Below are 20,593 nucleotides of genomic sequence, written 5' to 3' on the forward strand. Positions count from 1 at the left end.
AAATCAGACCAAAAGCATTGATTTTCTTTCAACTGTCCAGCAATTGAGCGATTCGGTGTTCGAATCACAAGCCATGATAAAGCGCGTCGCGTGTATCCTGACCTGCCCCGCTGCGATTTTCATCATTCATGGCGCCATCGGTTTGCTGGATAACATCGTGCAGCGACAATTGCTTGCTGCGCCCGCTTGACACCCCAACGGCCGCCGTTACCTCAAAACTGATGTCACGCTCGGTGCAAATAAACAGGAAGCTGTGCAGTTTATTCACTACCGACCTCAGCTCTTCACCTTTTACATCGCCAATCAGCACAAACTCATCACCACCGATTCGATAAGCTTTACCACGCCAGACATGATTGATGCGGCTGGCCAGTTGCTTTAGTACCTTGTCACCGATTTCAGGACCATAGTTGCCATTAATCGATTTAAAGTCATTCACATCCAAATATATCAGTGTGTTACTCGGCGAAATTCCGCCTCGGTAGCGACGATACAAGGCTCGGCGGTTACGTAGTTTGGTCAGATTATCGGTGTCTGACAAAAAGTGCAGATAACCCGCGATAAGCAATAAAAACGCGATCAGAGATGCAAACAACCATTGCCTATGCCGGGCAACACGTTGTTCAGTCAAAAGTGTCGCACGCCAATCCGGCTGATAGTCATAATGTTTAACGATTTTCTGTGAGTCGATAATTTTGATCGCACGGCTGATAAGCGGAGCGAGTGCGGCACCAAAGGCATTTTTCGGAAACGCAATGCCGACATGATAAGTATAAAAACTGCCGATCAGCTCATCTTCAACAATAGGTAAGAGAGAATGGGAGTGACGTAATACATCGTTAAAGTTACCCAGGCTGAGAACAATGTAATCAACCTGCTTATCGACCAGTGCCTGAATCAGTTCATTTTGTGAATCGAAGGTCTGCAAGGTTTTGTTGGGCAGCATGCGCATCATCAGCTCTTCGAAAAAGTCGTTTTTCACCACACCAATACGTTCAACGACCAACTCCGACACATTGCTGTAGACGTTATCCTTATAGCCTTCACGTTTAACCATTATGGCCTGAGGGCTGTAATAACTTTCGCTGAAATAGACTTTCTCTTTGCGCGGCGGTGAGATAGTGATTGGCGCGATCATATCGATGCGGGCCTGCTGGATGTCGTTATACATGCTTTCCCAGGTTTCGTCGGCTTTGCTGACCAAATCGCATTTTAGTACTAAGAGATCACAGGCCTGAAACAGGATATCCGCGCTGATACCACGCACCGAACCATCACTGGCGTAGTGAGCAAACTGGGGTAGATTTTCCAGCTTAACCCGCAGCGGACGCTGTAAATTGATATCACTGTCGAGTACCGCCTGGCGCAGAGCCTGCTTGCGGATATCGAACTGATATTTTTGTATCGATTCGCGCAGCAATTTCTGCACTTTCGCCGAATGAATATAGGCCTCAAACTGATTCAGCAACGCCCCGTGCTGACCTTTCGGCACCACAATCGACACCGGCTGAATAGAGATATGATCATTCAATAGCTGAGCATCCATACCCGCACTCAGCATAGGTTTGAGCTGATTGATGGCATCGATCACGCCATCCACTTCGCCACTTTTGAGCATCGCCTGCGCATCTTTGGCCCCGTCGAACTCAACCTGCTCAATATCGGGGTAGTTTTTCGCCACCAGCTCACCATAAATCGTCCCTTTCGGGATGCCAATACGCTTAATCCCGGTTAGCGTCGCATTATTATGGCTGTATAAATAGGTGTATTCGATATTGGTCGGCGCAGAGTAATCAAACCGCTGAGCGCGCTCACTGGTATAAGTAACATTGGCGGCAAAGTCTGTTTCGCCAGACTCAACGGATTTAAGAATCGCATCAAAGCTGGGGTAGTTAACATATTGAATGTCGACATTGAATTGATACGCGATGGCATCAAACAGCACGCGCGTGACCACATCGTCGGCTTCGGTAGCGACTAAATAGGGCGCGTCAGCAGTTTGCTCTGCATGGACCGATACTGAACAGACGTACAGCACCAGCCCCAAACAAGCACGAGTGACTAGAGTTTTAAGCATTGACGTTGGTATAAATACATTTTTATTTTAGTAGTGACTGATGATAACCATTTTTTAGGCATATGCATAAAGACTTCATTGAGCCCAGCTCATAACTTTGCACTGACTTAGATTTTTCATGCATATTTTACAGCGGTTGTTGCTCATTACTCTTGAGGATGTAGTCGGTCATCCAGGCCGTTGCCAGCAGACATAACCACACGACAAACACCGGATTAGGGACGTCAATTTCCGGTGACAGAATCACGGCCATAAATCCGACTGAAGGGAGTGTCCAGCATAGCAATTTACCCCACTGGAATTTTTTTTGTTGGCTCAGGTTTTCGATCACTGCCACTAATCCGGTCAGGCACAAAGCAAGCACCGCTGCCATCTGCAGCCCGGCAACCCAAAGCGGAACCACAAGAGCCAACGGCCACCAGCTGTGTTGCTGGGTCGGTTTCCAGCTTGCCGCCGCCCACCAAATCATGCCTATCGCGATGATCTGCACCATGGTCATGGCCGGTGTCCCTGACAGCTTCCCGGCCGACTGAGTGACCATGATGCCGACTTCCAGGGTCACCACAATCAAAATACCCACTGCGATCACCGGCATATTACGCGGGTGGGAAAATACCACCATCAACAGAGGGAAAATGACCCACATGCTGACCGAAAGCGAGGCAGGCTGATAAGGAATGGTTAACGCATAACTTAATACACCCAGCAGCAGAATAACACCGCTGAAGCCGCTGCGGCTTAGCAGCCACAAAGCCGGAATGACAAACGCAATAAATGGCATGTCACCACCACTCAGGCCAAGTGCTCGCGCACAGACCATCGCCAGCAGTATTGTGGTGATGAACTGAAAAGTAGACAATAGCAACGCCCGCTCCTTATCCTGTCCCTGGAATCCTTACCCTAGAATAAAATAGGACTTTGTCATTATGGACCAATTTTTAATGCAGATCTTTGCCGTTATTCACCAAATTCCCTGTGGAAAAGTCTCCACTTACGGTGATATTGCACGTATGGCCGGTTATCCGGGTTATGCCCGCCACGTCGGTAAGGCGCTCGGAAATCTGCCTCCGGACAGCACCCTGCCGTGGTTTCGGGTTATTAACAGTAAAGGTGAGATTTCCCTCACCGGCCCTGATTGGGAGCGACAAAGGGAGAAACTGGTTGCGGAAGGTATCGCGGTAAGCAGCGCCGGTAAGATTGCACTGCGTCTGTTCCGCTGGCAGCCGGTTTAGCTATACGCTGGTTTAGCCATTCACTGGTTTAGCCATTCACTGGTTTAAGTCATTCACCGGTCTCAGTTCTCAACCGATTTCAGTTACTCAGCGCTGTCATTGTTGCCCTGTGCCTCATGAACACGGATCAGGTTCATCTCGACCTGGTGCGTGCGCTTGTCGTCGGTAATCACGCCATAATGACTGTCACTGATGAACATCAGACGACCATCCACTTCGATGCGGGCGCTGATTGAATAGCGGTGTTTCGGATCAATGTCGGCGCAATCATAAGGAATAGAAAACTCAAACGGCACCTGCTGCCCCCAGGTGGTAAACTCCTGGGTTCCGAGCAGTGTAGCCGGCGCATCCGCTTTTGAAACATCAAACAGGGAAACCCGTACAATCGCATTATCCGGCAGCGCAATACGCTCGCGATAAGCAACTGTGCCGCTCACGGTATCCAGCACCTTGTCGGGCATAATTTCAGCTTTTTCCAGAGCAGGTGTGGTTTGAAGCATGCCATTATCGGTCATCTGGCAACCGAATAAAGCCGAGCCAATAATTAACGTTGAGGTCAAAATCAGAATATTTTTCATCGTGTTTTTATTTAGTGAACCTATATTCATTGTAGATAACGAAGATTGGCGTGTCATCCTTATACGCAGCTCTTGACAAGCATTTGACCTGGCTCACAAAATAGTAGAGTAAAAACACAATAAGAGAGGCGCTATGAGCAAACCATTGCAAGAGCTGTTGAGTTTACTCCAGCTGGAAAAACTGGAAGAAGGACTGTACCGCGGCGAAAGTGAAAACCTTGGCCTGCCACAGGTATACGGCGGGCAAGTGATTGGTCAGGCACTCTCTGCTGCGCGCTATACCGTGGATGCAGGGCGCACCGTACATTCTTTCCATAGCTACTTCCTTTATCCGGGCGATCCGGAAAAACCAATCATCTATGATGTCGAGAACCTGCGTGACGGACGTAGTTTTTCTACCCGCCGGGTCAAAGCGATTCAAAACGGCCGCCCGATCTTCTACCTCACCGCCTCATATCACGGTGAAGCGCCGGGCTTTGAACATCAGAAAACCATGCCGGATGTACCCGGGCCGGAAAACTTTGCTTCCGAATCGGAACTTGCGGAGCAGATTGCTCACCTGCTGCCGCCACAAGTGAAAAAAATCTTGTGCGGTGAAAAGCCAATTGAAATGCGCCCGGTCACCGTGATTAACCCTCTCAAACCAGAAAAGGCAGAACCCAAACAGTACCTCTGGATTCGTGCCAACGGCGCTATGCCCGACAATCAGCTGATTCACCAGTATCTGCTGGCCTACGCTTCCGACTGGGGCTTCCTGGTGACCGCCCTGCATCCGCATGAAGTCACGCTGATGACGCCTAAGTTTCAGGTTGCCACCATTGACCACTCTATCTGGTTCCACCGTCCGTTTAAAATGGATGAATGGTTGCTGTATGCCATTGAGAGCCCGACGGCCAGCAATACGCGCGGTCTGGTACGGGGCGAAATATACAATCAGCAGGGTGACCTGGTCGCCAGTGCTGTACAGGAAGGGGTGATGCGATTTAAAGATCGCTAGGCAGCCAGCCTTTTCATGCTTTACCTTGCCCTTAGGGTAAGCGTTACACTGTTGGCGGAATTCACCTACTGGAGGTCATCTTATGGGATGCTGTAATCAACCACCAAACGGCGGCAGTTCGGATATCAAACCGCTGCTGAAAGCATTTGCCGGTCTGCTGATTTTCGTTCTGCTGCTCGCCTGGCTATTTGGCTGACAATCGGGTGTGCGCCCGGAACACGTTAAGACAGTGGCAGCTCGGTGGTGTATTTTAATGATTCCATCGCAAAGGTGGAGGTCACGTTATTGAGCCCGTCGACGCCGTTGACTAACTTCTTATAAAACTGGTCAAAGTGTTTCATGTCTTTGACCAGTACTTTCATCATGTAATCATACTCTCCCGCCATGCGGTAAAACTCCATCACTTCCGGATAAGACTCAACGCTACTGACAAAACGCTGATACCATTCATGGGAGTGATCGCTGGTTTTCACCATCACAAACGCGATAAAAGCTAAGCCGAGTTTATCGGCATCAAGCAATGCCACCCGCTTGGTCAGTACACCACTCTCTTCCAGCTTTTTCAGCCGTTTCCAGCACGGCGTGGTGGTCAGGTTGACGGCCTCTGCCAGCTCATTGAGTGACAGGGTCGCATCCTGTTGCAACATGGCCAGAATTTGGCGGTCCACTTTATCCAGTTCCATTACAACTTCATCATTGGGAGAAAATTATTCTCCAAACCTAGCAACCCAGGCCGAATTTAGCCAAGCTTTTCTCACCGAAGATGGGTAAATTATTTCCATTACCTGTTAAGGAGCACAGTCATGCAGCGCGATACCCAATGGACAACCGATGCCATCCGCATCCTCGAAGCTGATGTACAACGTACAGCAGATACTCACTTGATCAAGCTTGACCTGCCCTGTTTGGACGGTATCGATATTTACCTCAAGGACGAGAGCACCCACCCGACCGGTTCACTCAAGCACCGCCTGGCGCGTTCCCTGTTTCTGTATGCGATTTGTAATGGCTGGATTGGCCGTTATACGCCGATTATTGAATCGTCTTCCGGTAGTACTGCGGTGTCTGAAGCCTATTTTGCCCGTCTGCTCGGACTGCCGTTTATCGCGGTCATGCCGGAATGCACCGCGCGTAAAAAGATTGAACAGATTGAATTTTATGGTGGTAAAGCGCATCTTGTCGCCCGTTCGGATCAGATTTATGCCGAATCGCGCCGGCTGGCAACGGAACTGGGCGGCCATTATATGGATCAGTTTACCTACGCGGAACGCGCGACGGACTGGCGCGGCAATAACAACATCGCTGACAGTATTTTCCGCCAGATGCAGCTTGAGCCGCATCCGGTGCCAAGCTGGATCGTAATGAGCGCCGGTACCGGCGGTACGTCCGCAACCATAGGGCGTTTTATCCGCTACCAGCAGCACACCACCAAACTGTGTGTGGTTGACCCAGAGCACTCGGTCTTTGCCGACTATTACCGTACCCGCGATGGTCATCTGACCCGCGATTGTGGCAGCCGAATAGAAGGTATTGGCCGCCCGCGTGTGGAGCCGAGTTTTATCGCCGATGTGGTTGATGAAATGCGGGTTATTGATGATGCCGCCAGCATCGCGACCATCCACTGGCTTGAGCGCGTGATTGGTCGTAAAGCAGGAGCCTCGACCGGTACCAACTTGTATGGAGCGTTACAACTGGCCAGTGAGATGCAGCAGAGAGGTGAACAGGGCTCGATTGTGACCCTGCTGTGTGACAGCGGCGAGCGCTACCTTGATACGTATTATAATCCGGCCTGGCTGGCTTCCCGTATCGGCGATCTGACGCCGTACCTGAGGCAGCTGGAAAGATTTCAGGCCAGCGGCAAGCTGGCCTGATAATTATCGCTACAACATCTTGCCTGCGCACTATTTAAGCTGAGTGAGGTTTTTTACTTAGAACCAATCTAATTAACCGAAATCTAACAACTTTCTGACCCCACCTATAGAAAGCATGACGACGCACTGACGGTTCTGACATGAGTTTGGTGAATAATCTTTTCAACCCTGTCAACACAACAAATAGATAAGGATAAAAGATGAGAAAAGCGATGTTCGCCCTGAGTGCACTGACGTTTATTTTGGCTGGCTGTGACACTGCGGAAAACGCGGCAACGCAACAAGCAGAACCGGCCGCCGATACACTGCCGAGCAAAGTCAGCGATTCGATTGCGACCGTAACCGACAGCGTCTCTTCAGCCGCTAGTGCCGTGACTGAGTCGATTGAAGATGGCGACGCTGCCAACTGGCAAGGCACCTATCAAGGCACTCTTCCTTGTGCTGACTGCGCAGGGATCGACTACACCCTGACTCTAAACGAAGACCAAAGTTACAGCCTGGTTCAGTCTTATCAGGGTAAAGAAGGCGCGAAGCCAACCACTTCTGAAGGTAAGTTCCACTGGAACGACACCGGTAGCGTGATTACGCTGGAAGATGGTTCAGAGACACCAAACCAGTACTTTGTTGGTGATAATATGCTGATGAAGCTGGATATCAATGGTGAAAAAGTAACCGGGGATATGGCTACGTTGTACAACCTAGAAAAACAATAAATAAATCTTAAAGTAAAAACTAAAAAAGCCGCCAGGAGAGGCGGCTTTAGACCATTATTTTTTCTGACGCGCTTCAAACGCGGCCATCTGCTCTGGCGTTGCCGCTGGCTGATGATTGGCTTTCCACTCATCGTAGGTCATGCCGTACACACGCTCACGAGCATCATCAATATCCAGATCTAATCCCAGCTGTTGCGCTTCGGCCAGGTACCATTTGCTGAAACAGTTACGGCAGAACCCTGCCAGAATCATGAGGTCGATATTCTGCACATCTTTATTATTATCCAGATGCGCCAGCAGGCGACGGAACACCGCTGCATCCATTTTATCCTGTTGTTCTTGGGTCAGATCTTTATGTTTAAATTCGGCCACGGGACTTTCCTTTCTTGTTGTCTGCCTGCCACCGGCCAAAGCAGACCAGTCACAGAGATGTATCTGTTATTTATAACACGCTGCCAGTTATTTATAAAACTCACACCGCTATTTTAAAACTCATCAAGTCATTATAAAACAAGCAAACAAAAACGCCCGGGACGAGCCCGGGCGCTGAGATTCCGCACTGGTGACTGAGGGAAATTACCCTTGAATACCAACAATCAGCCATGGTGCATTCGGCGTTGTCAGGTCACGTTCCAGGTGCCAGATATCCTCGATATCCTCTTCGATACCTTCACCCGCATCACGGTAACGGCCGCTGAACTGCAGGCTCAGCTGTGCTTTGCTCGCGTCATAATCGGCACGTACGATTTCTGCATCCACATACATCACGTCTGTCTGTGGAGCCGAGTCAATCTTGGCACGCTCTTGTTTCAGATCTTCAAACAGGCTTGGTGACACATATTCCTCAATGGTGTGCAACTGGTTGTGGTTCCAGGCACCTTGCAGAATACGGTAATGCTCACGTGCACCGTTGATGAACGCCACGCGATCAAAACCGGCCGGTAAATTGTGCGGTACATCGCTTTGCATCGTGCTGCCAAAACCACCTGCCGATGCCTGCGGCTGCTCAAAGTTGTGCACATTCGGCTGTTCAAACTGGTTGCGGTTCATTCCGCCAAACGCCGGTTGCTGCTGGTTCATACTGCCCTGCTTGGCCCCCAACACTCCGCGCATCAGTTTAAAGATCACGAAGGCAATCAGACCCATGATCAGGATATCCATAAACTGGATACCTTCAAAAGCGCCACCGAAGAAGGCAGCCAGCAAACCACCAGCCAGAAGGCCGCCCAGCAGACCACCCATTAATCCTTTTTTAGAGGAATTCTGTGCTGTTTGTGTGCCGTTTTGTTGTTTTAGCGAATTGGTCGGTTGGCTACTTTGCGTCGGTGCAGGCGATGTGTTGTAGCTTTTACCAAATGACTTACCGCCACCAAATTTTTTGGCAGCATCCGCCACTGGAGTAAACGCAACAGAAACCATCACTAATGCGACCAGAGAAAACAGACGTTTCATACTTATCCTTAGCTCGTTACTGGTAATGGCCCTCAAAAGGACCCTAAACCTATTTTGATACCGGGTCATCATAGCGGCTTCAATATCACAATCAAACATTTTGCTTTTGCTGACTTGTATCAGGATATTGCAAACTTCGTTCGGACATAATGAACCATTTGCGGTGTTAGGTTGTCTAAACCCCATCAACAGCCTTTGATTTTCAAAGCGTTGCTGTAGATTTTCATGGATCCCGAACGGAACTCAACCGACAAGCGATGTTACAAACGGCAGCAATAAAGGCCGACTTCGCAGCCAAAGTCCGTTGTGCACGCTTTCAAAAGCACACGCTTATTGAGAGATTAGTTGACGCTCCATCGGGAGGTTATTAGAATAATTGAACATTGTTCATTAAGTATTATCCCACATGGCAAGACGAAACGACCATACACGAGACGAGCTTATTGCGCTGACGCTCAATACGGTAAAAGAATTTCTCCATACTCACTCTCACCACGAGCTGAGCCTGCGTAAAATCGCGACGATGATCGGCTATGTACCGAGTACATTAGTGAACGTGTTTGGTAATTACAACCTGCTGCTGCTGCATGTGGTGGCACAAACGCTGGACGAACTGGCCACCGAAGCCAAAGCCGTGGTTAGCCAGAGTAAAGATCCGGCTCAGGCACTTTATCAGCTCGCTTACTGCTATCACGACTTTGCCAAGCAAAACCCCTATCGCTGGCAGTTAATCTTTGCCCATAACATGAATGGCGAACAGTTGCCTGAGTGGCAGTCACAGCGGATTGAACACATGACCAGCATGCTGGAAGGCCTGCTGCACGTCATGGCCCCTCAGCGTACCGACAGTGAAATTCTGCGCACCAGCCGAGTTTTGTGGTCAGGAGTGCATGGCATCACCCTGCTGAGTGTAGACGACAAATTCTTTGCTGCTGAGCCTGTCGATGGCAAGGCATTGATTGAAGATCTACTCTCTAACTATCTGGCCAACTGGTAAGCATCAAGGAAACGTAATGCCACATTCTCAAACGTCACTGTTAACCCAGCGGCGTTTTCTGCCCTATTTTATTACCCAATTCTTTGGCGCATTCAACGACAATATTTTTAAAAACGTATTGTTGCTGCTGGTTGCCTTTGCAGGCTCTAGCGCTCTGCCGGTATCCAGTGACCTGTTCATTAACCTGGCTGCCGGCTTATTTATCCTGCCTTTTTTTCTGTTTTCCGCCTCTGCCGGCGTACTGGCCGACAAATATGAAAAGTCTGCTTTTATCCGTAAAGTGAAATTGGCAGAAATAGCCATCATGTGTGTCGGCGCTCTGGGCTTCATTACTGAGAGCTACGGCCTGTTACTGCTGATGCTGTTTCTGATGGGTACCCAATCTGCTTTTTTTGGTCCGGTCAAATATGCGCTGCTACCCCAGCAACTGAAATCGAGCGAATTGGTTCCGGGCAACGCCCTGGTCGAAACCGGCACTTTTTTAGCGATTTTGCTCGGTACGCTGGGAGCTGGCATCATCGCTTCTGCAGAACATGCGCGCTACATCGCTGCCGGAGCCGTACTGCTGTTTGCCCTGTTCGGTTACCTCGCCAGCCGGGCCATCCCTGAAGCGCCAGCCAGCGCGCCGGATCTCAAATTTCGTTGGCGGCCTATTCAACTGACCCGCCAGACTCTGGCTATCGCACGCAGCGACCGCACCATTTTTCAGTCGATGATGGCCATCAGTTGGTTCTGGTTCCTTGGCGCGGCCTACCTAACCCAGTTCCCCAACTTCACCAAACTGTTTCTTAATGGTACCGAAAGCTCAGTCTCTTTCTTACTGGCGCTGTTTTCTATCGGTATTGCTGCCGGTTCACTGGCTTGTGACAAAATGTCCGGCCACCGGATTGATGTGGGTATCGTGCCGCTCGGCAGTCTGGGGATAAGTATTTTCGGCTACCTGATGGCCAGCAGCATTCCCGATGATTTACCGCTCTTCCAGCAATTTAGCGAATTCGTCAGCTACACCCCGTTGTGGCCACTGTATATTTATCTGCTGTTACTGGGCGTGTCCGGCGGGATCTTTATCGTGCCGCTGTATGCCATGATGCAGCAACGCGCCAAAGCAAACGAGCGGGCTCAGGTCATCGCCGCACTCAATATTTACAACTCCCTGTTTATGGTCGGCAGCGCGCTGCTCGGCATTGTCTGTTTATCACTGCTCAACCTGAGCATAGTGCAGCTGTTTATCCTGCTGTCGGTCATGAATGTGCTGATGGCCGTATACCTGTTCCTGCAAGTGCCTATTTTTGTGGTACGTTTTCTGGTCTGGGCGCTGACTCATACCATTTACCGCGTCCGGCATAAAAATCTGCATCATTTGCCGCAGCAAGGCGGCGCTCTGATCGTATGTAACCATGTCAGCTATATGGATGCCCTGCTGCTGAGTGCGGTTTGCCCGCGCCTGATTCGCTTTGTGATGCACGAAGAGTACGCCAATATCCGCATTGCGCGCCGTTTCCTCAAGCGGGCGGGCGTTATCCCGATAGACTCCGATGACCGCGCCTCTATCCGCCGCGCATTTACCGAGGTAGAACAAGCTTTGGAACAAGGCCATCTAGTGTGTATCTTCCCGGAAGGTCGCCTGACCGAAGATGGCGAGATGAACCCGTTTATGCGCGGTATCGACCTGATACTGAGGCGCAGCCCGGTACCTGTGATTCCGATGGCGATTAAAGGACTGTGGGGCAGTTTCTTCAGCCGATATAAAGGTCGTGCCTGCAGCAGCCTGCCCTGTCGTTTCCGCTCACGGATTGAAATAGAAGCCGGTCGCGCCGTTGCCGCCTGCGACGCTAACACCCAGTTGATGCACGCCGAAGTCGCAGCGCTGCGTGGTGACTGGAAGTAGCTTTGTACGACTTTCAGCTCGCTGCTTTGCGTTCACTAAGAACAAGCGTTCAGTTTAACTGAACGCTTGTTCAAAACATTAAGACTTTCTGACCATTAGCAATGGGTTACAATCAGTTTCCACTTCGCTGAAGGTCAATCCTATGTCATGCAACTCACTGCCTGTTAAGCTGAGATATCTGCCTTTTGTGCTGATTCTGCTGGCCTGTCTTACCCCTTATCTCACCTCGCCCACTGCGCTGGTGCTGGGCTTTTTGCTGGCAACATTGGGCTGGGTTCCCGGCGGACTGCCACTTGCGAAGCTCACCAAAAGATTGCTGGCTTACTCGATTGTCGGCCTCGGCTTTGGTATTCCACTACAGCAAGCACTCAGCGTGACCAGCGACGGCATCGGCCTGATTGTGGTCAGTATTGCAGGCACTCTGATTCTCGGCACAGTGCTGGCGCGGTTTATCGGCCTTAATGCGACTGCAGGTCACCTGATTGCGTCGGGGACAGCCATCTGCGGCGGCAGTGCGATTGCGGCCGTGGCTCCGGCAGTCAATGCCGATGACGATCAAACCGCAGTGGCCCTGGGTACGGTATTTCTGCTCAATTCACTGGCGCTGTTTTTGTTTCCGCTTATCGGCCATGCCCTCAATCTTGATCAGCATACCTTTGGCACCTGGGCCGCCATCGCCATTCATGATACGTCATCTGTGGTCGGCGCCGCTTCGGCGTACGGTGAAGAGGCGCTAAAAACGGCCACCACCCTCAAACTGGCGCGCGCATTGTGGATTGTGCCCGTTGCCCTGCTCAGTGCCTGGATGTTTCGCAGTAAATCGAAAAAAGTGACAATCCCGTATTTCATTCTCTTTTACTGCGCGGCGATAGGATTTAGCGATCAGTTGCCGCAGTTTGAGGTGGTATATCAGCAGATTTTCGGCCTGGCCAAGCAAGCCCTGGTGGTGTGTCTGTTTTTGATTGGCTGCAGCTTGTCGGTGCGCCGTTTACGCACTGCCGGTGCCAAGCCGCTGATGTTCGGTATTGTACTCTGGATAGTTATATCGACTTCGTCTCTGGCTTGGCTGCTGAGCCAGACGAACGGATAACAGGCGAGCGCTGCACTTCCCAGGCGACGAGCAGCACCAACAGGAAAGCACTTAATTCAGCCACCGAACGCGGCCAGCCATCCTGGGTCAGTGCAATCAGCAGTTGCAGGGCGATGACGCCAACAAGTAAGCCTTTCTTCATGGTCAGATAATCCCGAATCATTATTAATCCGGATTCATTATGCCCAATCGTTATAAGAAGCAAAATTCTGTTTTGGTCTAACTCATAACCTGATATTGAGTCTGATGATGCGCCAGCCATTGCTTGAGGGCCTGGCGCGATACTTTAATGCCGCTGTTCATCAGTTGCTCGGGCATAGTGAAATAAGCCACCGGCCATTTGAATTTCTCAAGCTTCCCTTCGCACCAGGCTGAACCTTGCGCCAATGAAAATACCGCTTCTGCGCTATGCACTATCGCAACCGGCCTGGCGCCAAATTCGTCATCTTCAACCGCCACCACCATCGCCAGTTGCACCGCCGGATGACGGTTGAGTACGGACTCAATTTCTTCACAGTGAATGTTTTCGCCGCCAGAGATAAACTGATTGTCGGCGCGTCCGATAATCACCAGTTGCTCATCCTGCCATTCGCCGAGATCTTGACTGTCAAACCAGCCGTCTGATTCCAGGATAGGATGCAGCAGCCCGCGGCGGTAATAACCGCTGGCCAGGGTCTCGCCACCAATATAAATCCGCTGTCCGCGCAGTTGTACCAGGCGTCCGGCCAATACATGCCCGGCTCCGCTGTGCCCGTCGACCTGTTTCGCCGTCACGGTTGAGGCCGCTTCTGTCATACCGTAGCCAAGCCAGGTTTCAATGCCGATTGCCGCGGCCTGCTGCGCCAACCGGACCGGAATATGGCTGCCACCAAGTAACACATGGGTCAGATTGAGCTCGATTCCGGCCTCCAGCAGCCGTTTGAGTTGAGTCGGCACCAAAGACGCGTGTGTGACCTGAGCCATGTCATAAGCCAGATCACCACGGCCAATTTTCAGGCAGCCGCCGGCCAGCAGCCAGCGGTAAACAATCGCCAGACCGGACACATGATAGAGCGGTAAGCTGAGCAGCCAGGTATCTTCAGCGCTGAACACAAACTCCTGCAATAAGCCCTGCGCAGAAGCCAAATGCTGGGCATGAGTATGCGCCACCGCTTTCGGAACGCCGGTTGAACCGGAGGTAAAAATCAAAGTGGCCAGATTGTCAGCCTGATAGAGATCGCCATGCCACCCAACCGGTTCAGTAACGTGTAATGCCTTGGGTATCTGAATGACATTGACGGCTCTATCAGAGTGCCGGGAAATAGAGTGCCGGGAAACGTCGGCCCCGGGAGCCAGCCAGAGATGGGGCGTTTGATGCGCGCCATAAAGGGCGTCCAGTTTGAGGTGTAAAGCCTCGCCAGGCTGAGGCATCGTCAGGGCACAAATGACACCGCGCGACGCCGCGGCCAGTAACCACAGCAACGTATGCGGATGATTTTTACCGACCAGTGTCAGTACGTCTCCGCCCTGTACACCTTGCTGATGAAGTGCCTGAGCATACTGCTCAATACGCTCAGCCAGCTGCTGCCAGGTCAGAGATTCTTGCTCAAGACGCAGCGCCACCTTATCCGGCGTACGCTGCTGCCATTGTTGCCAGGGGGTCATGCGTGGTGCGACTGCCACACCAGCTCCTGCTCCTGCAGTGTCTGCACTGGCAGTTCACAACCCGGCCAGGCGGTTTCAAGCTGCGCCTGATAAAGGCCTATGGTATCAAGGCCCGGAATTTCATCCGGTAATAACCATTTTGACAGGCGGGCTAACTGGGTCAAACCCAGACTCGATTCCAGACTGGAACTGATCACCACCTGAAGATTGAGTGCTCTCGCTTTCTCAACCAGACGAATACAGAAAGGTACGGACCCTATCACGGTCGGTTTGATAATGATGGTTTTGGCGCCGGTCAGCTCTTCGAGACGAAAGTCATCCATGCGTACCGCCTGCTGCAGCGTCTCATCCCAGGCAATTGCGATCCCGGTATCGATGGCAAACGACAGACTCTCACTCGGTGTATGGCACGGCTCTTCGATATAAGTAATCCGGCCACGACGTGACGGAGCGACATACTGAGCGAATTTAGCCGCCTTTTCTTTGTTCCAGGCCCGATTGGCATCGAGACGCAACGTCAGATCCGGCATGGATTCGAGAAACAGGTTAACCAGCATGCCATCACGTACCGGCTCGTACAGGCCCACCTTAATTTTGGCGACCTTGTTACCTGGCATGGCTTCGAGTTGCGGGATCAGGTCATCCGGATCACCGGTGCACAGCGGTGCAGCCTGATATTGCCCATCTTGGGGCAACTCACCGGCCAGTTCCAGCTCCGCCATAGACACACCAAAGGCGACAGAAGGAAATAATTCGTCCAGTCCGAGAGGTTGCCCCTTCACCCACAGTTCCAGCTGTTCTTTAGCCAGGGCTCCCGCCTCATCAATGGTTTCGACGCTAAATCCTTTTAACGGCGCGACTTCACCACGCCCTATTCGGCCATTTTCCTGAAGTTCGACAATGAATCCTTCACGTTCGGTTAACTTCTCTTCACGAAGAATGACACCGCTATCCATCGGCAGACGATAGCGATACAGTTTTGCGCTGCGCATATCCAACCTAACTCTGTTGTTATTCCTGGATGTTCACACTGTCGGCACGGAATGCGCCAAGACAATGACATCACAAAGGGTTATACGTCGTAAGCAAAAAGCGGCCCACTTTTGCACGGGCCGCAACGATTTTACGGATTACGCGGGAATTTATTGAAATCCGGGCGACGTTTTTCGTTAAACGCATTACGGCCTTCCTGGCCTTCATCTGTCATATAAAACAGCATAGTGGCGTTACCAGCCAGTTCCTGCAGGCCAGCCTGCCCATCACAGTCAGCGTTCAGTGCTGCTTTGAGACAGCGCAGCGCCATCGGGCTGTGTTGCAGAACTTCACGGCACCAGCGTACGGTTTCTTTTTCCAAATCCTGCAGTGGTACCACGGTATTCACCAGCCCCATATCCAGCGCTTCTTTGGCGTCATAGAACCGACACAGGAACCAGATCTCGCGCGCTTTCTTCTGACCAACAATCCGCGCCATGTAAGATGCGCCCCAGCCACCATCAAAAGAGCCGACTTTTGGCCCGGTTTGGCCAAACTGGGCGTTTTCTGCCGCAATGGTCAGGTCACACATCATATGCAGTACGTGACCACCACCAACAGCCCAACCGGCCACAGAGGCGATCACAGGTTTCGGACAGGTCCGGATCTGGCGCTGAAAGTCGAGCACATTGAGATGGTGGGTACCCGATTCATCTTTATAACCGCCGTAATCGCCACGAATTTTCTGGTCGCCGCCCGAGCAAAATGCCTCTTCACCCAGACCGGTTAAAATGATGACACCAACATTTTCATCGTAGCGTGCATCGGCCAGTGCATTGATCATCTCTTTGACAGTCTGCGGACGAAACGCATTGCGCACCTGCGGGCGGGCAATGGTAATTTTGGCCATACCATCCGGCGACTTGTGATAATCGATATCTTCATAAACTGAGCCACAATCATGCCATTCGACCGGAGCATAAAGTTCTTGTTCTGAAATGCCTACTGTTTTAGCCATGCTGATTCCCATTGTTGTTACTCGTTGTTGATGACAACGAGCCAATTAAACGCTGAATGATCAGGGCGAACGCATCAGGCTGCTCATGGTGAACATTGTGCCCGGCCTGCCCGACCTGACTAAAGCTCAGCCCGCTTTGTGTCGCGAGCTGCGAAAATTTCTTATCCCGTTCGCCACAGACGTAATGCGTGGTTAAACGGGCTTGTTGCAGTGCAGGTAGCAAATAAGGCTGGGTTGCCAGCGAGGTTGATAACAGCATACTTGCCACTGCCTGACCAAGATTAGCACTGCGTTTAGTGATTAAGGTTTGTCTTTGCGCATGGTTTAGTGAACTAAATACCGCTTGTTGATACCAATCGCTCAATACCTGTTCAATCGGTTCGTGCGCAAAGCGCATCGCCCAGCGACTATCATGAATCCAGCGCTGCTCTCGTTCTTGATTGGTTGGCAAACCAAAATGGCCCCCCTCAATCAGCAGACCTGAGAGGTTAAAGCCACTGAACCAGCCACACGCAGCCCCGGTCATGGCAATGCGTCCGCCAAGTGAATAGCCGACCAGCCATACCGGGCGTTTCGCTCCGGCCCGGCTGGCAATAGTTTGTGCAACCCTCTCGCAGCACTGCTGCAAATCGTCACAGCAAATCGTTTGGCTATGACCATGTCCGGGTAAATCGATAACCAGCCAGTCTGCATCCGGTAAACAATCCAACACCGGCTGCCAGTCGTCCGTGCTACCAAGCAAACCATGCAGAAACACCAGTAGCGGCCGTTCTGCCACCGATAGCGTGTTAACGGAGACATGACCGGACGAGCGACTATAAAGCATGGATCTGCGCACTAAGCTGTTGGATGTGTCGTGCGGCCTGCTGCGGCTGCGTAACAACCTCCACCAGCAACGTGCCCTGCCCCGAGTCAAAATGGACATCGATTACGGTTTGATACTGGGCCAGGGTTTGCGGGCGGGCATAAGCCAGACCAAACTGCCTGGCTGCGAATTCAAACTGCATGCCGTGTGGCATCTGATATAAAGCCTGACGCTCCTGCTCCGGTACGGGCAGAAGATCAAAGATGGCACCGCCGTCGTTGTTAGTCACCACCATCACAACCGGCTGCGAAGTTTGACGCAGCAAAGTGAGTGAATTGAGATCGTACAGCAGTGAGGTGTCACCGAGCAGAATCATTAACGGCTGGTTAAGCGCGCGCTGCACACCGGAAGCACTGGCCACCAGGCCATCAATCCCGGAAGCTCCGCGATTGGAATAAACTGCCCGATCATCCAGTTCACTCAGCATATCCGTCAGACGCACTATCAGGCTGTTACCGATAAACAGCGGCACCCACGGCACGCGCTGACTGAGATCGAGCGCAACAGCGACTTCGGTCAGTGTACCGGCAGAGCCGTTCAATCCCTCGTCAGACAACGTTGATACTGCCAGTTGCGCGCTTGCACCGGCAATATGACGCAGTTCATCTGCCCAGCCACGGCTGGCACTGTTGAGTGGCGGCTTAACGGAGGACTCCACGACGGCGGACTGAATCGCAACCCAGTCACGGATATCGGCCACCCAGTGCTGTTGCGGCAGATGAGACTGGTTGTTACGACTGGCATCCGGCGACACATACCAATAGTCACAATCGGCGGCGCTGATCTGGCGTTGCAGCCACTGATTAAGCCGTTTTGATACCACTCTGGCACCAAACTGAAGCACCAATTCGCACTCACTCAAGCGGGCACTGGCTGTGGCATTTTGCAGCCACAAATCATAATGTGCCCACTCACTGCTGACACCGGACTGGATATCACCCAGCACCGGCCAGCCGAGCTGACGGGCAAAATCATGCACCGCCTGAGCCTGACACAACGGCAAAGAACCGATAATGACCAGACCTTTGCGATGAAAAGATGCCGCCTCGAGTGGCATGACGCTAGTCTGTGGCATCAGACGCCGAGTATAAGGCACATCTGCATTGTGCCAGTCGGCTACCCGCGCGCGATAATCGCGGTATAAATCCGTACATGAGGTCGAATAAAGCGGCTCGGGAAACGGGCAGTTAATATGTACTGCGCCGCCCTGCTGCGCCTGTTTGAACAGCGCATCATCAAGGGCACTGAGCAGCCAGCTTAAAGATAAATGCACTCCCGGACTGGGTAAATTCATCGCCGCAGTGACATGGGAAGAGTAAATACCGACCTGATCGATCGCCTGGTTAGCCCCACAACCGACCAACTCAACTGGCCGGTCGGCGGTTAACACCACCAGCTTTTCTCCGGTCAGACCGGATTCGGCAATCGCCGGCAGCAAATTGGCGACCGCGGTACCGGACGTGACGATCACCGCCACCGGCCGGGTACTGGCTTTGGCCAGACCCAGGGCTAAAAAGCCTAACCCGCGCTCATCAAAGTGGGTATGCAGAGTCAGATTGGGATGCGCGGCGGCTTCCAGTGTCAGCGGTGTCGAACGAGAGCCGGGCGCGATACACACCTCACTGACCCCAAAGCGGGTCAGCTCTTCAAGCAAAGTTCGGCTCCAGATACGGTTGAGCTGTGCCTGGTCGTGGCTCATGAGGCAACTCCCAGCGGCAGGTCGTCACTGATTAAACTGAGCAGAGTGGACATCTTCTTGTCCAACTCCTGCCACTCATACTGCGCTTCTGAGCCCGGTACAATCCCGGCCCCGGCGTAAAGCTGGATTTCATTTTCCAGTACCAGAGCACTGCGGATTGCAACACAAAACTCTGCCTGATGATGGCTAAAATAGCCCATCGAACCGGCATACCAGCCGCGGGCAAAAGGTTCATGTCGGGTAATAAAATCCAGAGCCGGTTTACGCGGCAGCCCTGCTACAGCAGCGGTCGGCTGTAATGCTCTCAGCAGCTGTACGCCATTAACCCCGGGTTGCAGATTGGCGTGAATCGCCCGCTTCAAGTGCTGCACTTTGCTCAGCCGCACCAGGTGCGGCTCAGGATCGACATTGATTGACTCAGCATAAGGCGTAAGACGTTCGATAATGTCATCCACTACCACCTGATTCTCATGCAGATTCTTACGGTCTTGGGTCAGCCAGTTCGCCAGTTGCAGATCCTGCGCCGCATTGGCGCCGCGCCCGATAGTGCCGGCCAGCGCTTCGGTATACAGCTCCTGACTCTGGCGTAAATAGAGCCGCTCGGGCGTCGAGCCCATAAAACAGTGTTTACTGTCCAGCGCCAGCATAAAGTGAAAACTGTGATGGTTTTGCCGCGCACTGGCTTTCAGCAACTGAGCAGCACTGAGCGGGCCATCGAGAGTCAAACGGGTCTGACGGGCGAGGACGACTTTTTTAAAATCCTGCTTTTCAATACCGTCCAACACGTCCTGTACCAGCTGCGCCCAGCCGGACTCACTCGGAGCATGCCTGACTTGTCTGACTTCACGGTGGATCGCAGGCAACGGTTTAACGTCCGCCACCAGCTTGTTGAGCGTGGCGAGTGTCCGGGCCGATTCCTGATTGACGTTGGCCGCCAGGTGCCAGGTGTTATCTAACCGTATCAGCTCGACCTGGGGCAAAAAGAAGAAAGACGACATGCAGCGCTGGTTTTTATCGGTATGACCGTCAAACGAGCGTCCCCCCCAGACACGCTGATTCTCACCGACCATGGCATACGCCGGGGCTGGATCAGTGAAAGTATATAACTGCCCGAGCGCAATCACTTCTTCGCGACTGTCCCGTGACTGCCAGTAAAACTTAGGGTAAACCGGTTGGGCTTCAAGCCAATCGATCAGCGCGAATGGCGGCTTGCCTGCCAACTCCTGGATGAAACGGACGTCGTTTTCCTGCGCGTCGTGAATTTGCTCTGTTAAGCGAGCAATGGCTTGATAAAAGTTCAACAAAACGACCTCGACTTAGCTGAGACTCGATCTAACCCGGTTACTCTATTGAGAGAACCCACTAAAATCAAGGGTATATCGTATCTTTTCCCACCAGTTCTGCGTGCCACAGCCACATTCTGTATATAAATTCATTACCTTAACGAATATAAGGTCATAAAAACTTTCGGACAGCTTATCTACCCCATGAATTGAGCCA

The 20,593-nt window shown here is 51.9% G+C and carries 20 protein-coding genes; 7 read left to right on the forward strand and 13 right to left on the reverse strand.

What is annotated here, in order from left to right; all coding sequences use genetic code 11:
* Positions 1-64 precede the first annotated feature (64 nt).
* Positions 65-2,077 (reverse strand): GGDEF domain-containing protein, encoded by a 2,013-nt coding sequence (locus tag J0X00_RS06970; RefSeq protein WP_282477794.1) that lies wholly within the window; start codon positions 2,075-2,077, stop codon positions 65-67.
* Between the two features lie 127 nt (positions 2,078-2,204).
* Complete coding sequence (locus tag J0X00_RS06975; RefSeq protein ID WP_168796929.1) at positions 2,205-2,942, reverse strand: hypothetical protein; 738 nt, start codon at positions 2,940-2,942, stop codon at positions 2,205-2,207.
* A gap of 61 nt (positions 2,943-3,003) precedes the next feature.
* On the opposite strand from J0X00_RS06975, the gene J0X00_RS06980 reads away from it, so the two are divergent.
* On the forward strand, positions 3,004-3,309 hold the full coding sequence (locus J0X00_RS06980) for an MGMT family protein (protein ID WP_136482903.1): 306 nt from the start codon (positions 3,004-3,006) through the stop codon (positions 3,307-3,309).
* 83 nt (positions 3,310-3,392) lie between these two features.
* Here J0X00_RS06980 and J0X00_RS06985 read toward each other — a convergent pair whose 3' ends face one another.
* Positions 3,393-3,887, reverse strand: coding sequence for a YbaY family lipoprotein (locus tag J0X00_RS06985; RefSeq protein WP_282477795.1), 495 nt, complete (start codon positions 3,885-3,887; stop codon positions 3,393-3,395).
* A gap of 133 nt (positions 3,888-4,020) precedes the next feature.
* Here J0X00_RS06985 and tesB point away from each other — a divergent pair, with 133 nt between their 5' ends.
* Positions 4,021-4,884 carry an acyl-CoA thioesterase II gene (gene tesB / locus J0X00_RS06990; protein ID WP_136482898.1) on the forward strand — a complete coding sequence of 288 codons (864 nt, stop codon included), beginning with the start codon at positions 4,021-4,023 and terminating at the stop codon, positions 4,882-4,884.
* A 221-nt stretch (positions 4,885-5,105) separates the two neighbouring features.
* On the opposite strand, the gene J0X00_RS06995 is transcribed toward tesB, so the two are convergent.
* Positions 5,106-5,567 (reverse strand): Lrp/AsnC family transcriptional regulator, encoded by a 462-nt coding sequence (locus J0X00_RS06995; RefSeq protein WP_136482896.1) that lies wholly within the window; start codon positions 5,565-5,567, stop codon positions 5,106-5,108.
* Positions 5,568-5,687: 120 nt separating this feature from the next.
* Between J0X00_RS06995 and J0X00_RS07000 the strand changes: the two genes are divergently transcribed.
* On the forward strand, positions 5,688-6,755 hold the full coding sequence (locus tag J0X00_RS07000; protein WP_282477796.1) for a PLP-dependent cysteine synthase family protein: 1,068 nt from the start codon (positions 5,688-5,690) through the stop codon (positions 6,753-6,755).
* Positions 6,756-6,955: 200 nt separating this feature from the next.
* On the forward strand, positions 6,956-7,468 hold the full coding sequence (locus tag J0X00_RS07005) for a copper resistance protein NlpE (protein ID WP_282477797.1): 513 nt from the start codon (positions 6,956-6,958) through the stop codon (positions 7,466-7,468).
* 54 nt (positions 7,469-7,522) lie between these two features.
* Here the strand turns inward: J0X00_RS07005 and J0X00_RS07010 are convergent, their stop codons facing one another.
* Positions 7,523-7,840, reverse strand: coding sequence for a DUF1244 domain-containing protein (locus tag J0X00_RS07010; RefSeq protein ID WP_168796926.1), 318 nt, complete (start codon positions 7,838-7,840; stop codon positions 7,523-7,525).
* Positions 7,841-8,044: 204 nt separating this feature from the next.
* Complete coding sequence (locus J0X00_RS07015; protein ID WP_218562874.1) at positions 8,045-8,920, reverse strand: Tim44 domain-containing protein; 876 nt, start codon at positions 8,918-8,920, stop codon at positions 8,045-8,047.
* A gap of 406 nt (positions 8,921-9,326) precedes the next feature.
* On the opposite strand from J0X00_RS07015, the gene J0X00_RS07020 reads away from it, so the two are divergent.
* From J0X00_RS07020 to J0X00_RS07030, 3 genes are all read left to right on the forward strand, one after another.
* Entirely contained in the window at positions 9,327-9,917 is a 591-nt protein-coding gene (locus J0X00_RS07020; RefSeq protein ID WP_136482812.1) for a TetR-like C-terminal domain-containing protein, read from the forward strand.
* A 16-nt stretch (positions 9,918-9,933) separates the two neighbouring features.
* Positions 9,934-11,805, forward strand: coding sequence for an MFS transporter (locus J0X00_RS07025; RefSeq protein WP_282477798.1), 1,872 nt, complete (start codon positions 9,934-9,936; stop codon positions 11,803-11,805).
* A 142-nt stretch (positions 11,806-11,947) separates the two neighbouring features.
* Positions 11,948-12,895 (forward strand): putative sulfate exporter family transporter, encoded by a 948-nt coding sequence (locus J0X00_RS07030; RefSeq protein WP_282477799.1) that lies wholly within the window; start codon positions 11,948-11,950, stop codon positions 12,893-12,895.
* Here the strand turns inward: J0X00_RS07030 and J0X00_RS07035 are convergent.
* The 7 genes from J0X00_RS07035 to J0X00_RS07065 form a co-directional block, all read right to left on the reverse strand.
* Positions 12,846-13,058, reverse strand: coding sequence for a hypothetical protein (locus J0X00_RS07035; RefSeq protein ID WP_240798104.1), 213 nt, complete (start codon positions 13,056-13,058; stop codon positions 12,846-12,848). The two genes, J0X00_RS07030 and J0X00_RS07035, sit on opposite strands and share 50 nt — an antisense overlap.
* Before the next feature lie 56 nt (positions 13,059-13,114).
* Complete coding sequence (gene menE, locus J0X00_RS07040) at positions 13,115-14,539, reverse strand: o-succinylbenzoate--CoA ligase (RefSeq protein WP_282478275.1); 1,425 nt, start codon at positions 14,537-14,539, stop codon at positions 13,115-13,117.
* Positions 14,536-15,531, reverse strand: coding sequence for an o-succinylbenzoate synthase (gene menC / locus J0X00_RS07045; RefSeq protein ID WP_136482807.1), 996 nt, complete (start codon positions 15,529-15,531; stop codon positions 14,536-14,538). The genes menE and menC overlap by 4 nt, the downstream gene beginning before the upstream one ends.
* A 131-nt stretch (positions 15,532-15,662) precedes the next feature.
* Positions 15,663-16,529, reverse strand: coding sequence for a 1,4-dihydroxy-2-naphthoyl-CoA synthase (gene menB / locus J0X00_RS07050; RefSeq protein WP_218562873.1), 867 nt, complete (start codon positions 16,527-16,529; stop codon positions 15,663-15,665).
* Positions 16,522-17,355 (reverse strand): 2-succinyl-6-hydroxy-2,4-cyclohexadiene-1-carboxylate synthase, encoded by an 834-nt coding sequence (gene menH, locus J0X00_RS07055; RefSeq protein ID WP_282477800.1) that lies wholly within the window; start codon positions 17,353-17,355, stop codon positions 16,522-16,524. The genes menB and menH overlap by 8 nt, the downstream gene beginning before the upstream one ends.
* The gene (menD, locus tag J0X00_RS07060; RefSeq protein ID WP_282477801.1) at positions 17,345-19,093 is read right to left on the reverse strand and encodes a 2-succinyl-5-enolpyruvyl-6-hydroxy-3-cyclohexene-1-carboxylic-acid synthase; all 1,749 of its coding nucleotides are present in this window, start codon (positions 19,091-19,093) and stop codon (positions 17,345-17,347) included. Before menD ends, menH begins: the two co-directional genes overlap by 11 nt.
* Entirely contained in the window at positions 19,090-20,397 is a 1,308-nt protein-coding gene (locus tag J0X00_RS07065) for an isochorismate synthase MenF (protein WP_282477802.1), read from the reverse strand. Before J0X00_RS07065 ends, menD begins: the two co-directional genes overlap by 4 nt.
* Positions 20,398-20,593 lie beyond the last annotated feature (196 nt).

Source organism: Vibrio sp. ABG19 (genome assembly GCF_029962385.1).
Lineage (GTDB): Bacteria > Pseudomonadota > Gammaproteobacteria > Enterobacterales > Vibrionaceae > Vibrio > Vibrio ostreae.